Consider the following 1791-nt stretch of genomic DNA (forward strand, 5'->3'; position numbering starts at 1 on the left):
TTTTTAGTATATTTTTATTGCTTAAAATAACAAAAAAGAAAAAAGTTGTTTATAAAGATTCTAAATTAAATAAAAAGAAGAAAAATGAATTTTTTTAAGAAAAAGGTATTATTTTTTTAAAAAAAGGTGTATAATAGTATGCATAGAGAATATATATATTGTCAGGTATGTTTTAACTAAAGGAGCGATTTAAATGGTTACATTATATACGTCACCAAGCTGTACTTCGTGTCGCAAAGCTCGCGCGTGGTTAAAGGAACATAATATACCTTTTAGTGAACGCAATATTTTTTCAGAACCTTTGAACATTAATGAAATCAAGCAAATTTTACAAATGACTGAAGATGGAACAGAAGAAATTATTTCTAAAAGATCAAAAGTGTACCAAGACTTAAACGTAGACTTAGATGATTTGCCACTCAAAACTTTATTCGATTTGATTCAAAAAAATCCAGGCTTATTACGCCGTCCGATTATTATGGATGAAAAAAGATTACAAGTAGGTTATAACGATGATGAGATTCGTCGTTTCTTGCCTCGTGAGGTTCGAGTACTCGAATTACAACGTGCACAAGAATTAGCGGGATTTTAACTTGATTTGGATTAAAATTTAATAGGCTAGTTAACAAGGATTAATTTCTATTTTAAATAGGGATTAATCCTTTTAATATTGCTAGAATTGTTAAGGTAGAAAATTTAATTGGTTTACTGAATTTTTTATATTGTTGATAGGTCCTTTTAATTTTTAGATACATATTAAATCTAGCTAAACTAAAAGCTTAATGATAAATATTTAAACGGCTGATATCACATTTTAACGGATAGATAATTATCACTATATGGCTTTTTTGTAGTATGAAGTCTGTTTTTTTGCTAAAATAGTGTTAAAATGCAATATGAATAAATAATTCAAATGCAGAGAGGTGGATGGTTACATGAAAATGGAAAAAGTTAATGCTAACACGATTCGCGTGACTTTAGAAGAACAAGACTTAATTGAACGTGGGATGACCGTCCTAGATTTACTTGGAAATCAAAATGAAATTGAAAACTTTTTTTATAGTATTTTACAAGAAGTAGATGTTGAGCAAGAATTCAAAGAGTTAGATGCTGTAACTTTTCAAGTAATGCCTAAAAAAGACGGCCTAGAGATATTCATTACACGTGTGAATTTTGATCAGTTACCTCAAGATCTTGATTTTTCATTTCCTTATGTTGAAGATGATGATGAAAGTGAAGAAGAAATTTTGCAAGCATACATCGATCATAAAAAAGGTAAAGTAGGCGCAGAAATTAAACAAGAATATACTGATTATTACAGACGTTATGAAGATTTATTAGCAGAAGGTATAGAACTTGATGAATTAAAAAAGGTAGTTTTGCAAGGAAACAAAAACGAGTCTTTACAAAGAAACGTGCAACCGCAGATACAAGAATATATTTTTGAATTTAACGACTTCGAAGATTTTGCAACTTTAGCGCAAGAATTTAATCATGTTGTTGAAAACGGTTTATATAGTTATCAAGAAAAATATTATCTTGTTTTGGAATTTAAGTCAAAGGACTATACTCCTAAAGAAGTTAGTGATATAGCAGCGATTGCTTTTGAATATGGGGAAAAAGCCCAAGTAACATTAACAACTTTGCAAGAACATGGACGCCTTTTACACCAAAATGCTTTTGATTGGGTTAAAGAAATATTTTAAAAAGCTATGAAATAGCGATTTTCGCTATTTCATAGCTTTTTGTTATGTCAAATGAAGATAATTATGATAAAAACTTAATTTTATA

At 28.9% G+C, this 1791-nt stretch carries 2 protein-coding genes; both read left to right on the forward strand.

Translation table 11 applies throughout. The annotated features are described in order from the left end of the window. The first annotated feature begins 193 nt into the window (after positions 1-193). Positions 194-592 carry a transcriptional regulator SpxA gene (gene spxA, locus QM017_RS09190; RefSeq protein WP_282708715.1) on the forward strand — a complete coding sequence of 133 codons (399 nt, stop codon included), beginning with the start codon at positions 194-196 and terminating at the stop codon, positions 590-592. Positions 593-935: 343 nt separating this feature from the next. Continuing rightward, on the forward strand, positions 936-1706 hold the full coding sequence (locus QM017_RS09195) for an adaptor protein MecA (protein WP_282708716.1): 771 nt from the start codon (positions 936-938) through the stop codon (positions 1704-1706). Positions 1707-1791 lie beyond the last annotated feature (85 nt).

Origin of the sequence: Ligilactobacillus sp. Marseille-Q7487, assembly GCF_949152225.1 — a bacterium.
Lineage (GTDB): Bacteria > Bacillota > Bacilli > Lactobacillales > Lactobacillaceae > Ligilactobacillus.

Excerpts from the sequence above, each read along its gene's own strand:
- spxA (WP_282708715.1), top strand. The coding sequence starts at position 194 with ATGGTTACATTATATACGTCACCAAGCTGTACTTCGTGTCGCAAAGCT.
- QM017_RS09195 (WP_282708716.1), top strand. The coding sequence starts at position 936 with ATGAAAATGGAAAAAGTTAATGCTAACACGATTCGCGTGACTTTAGAA.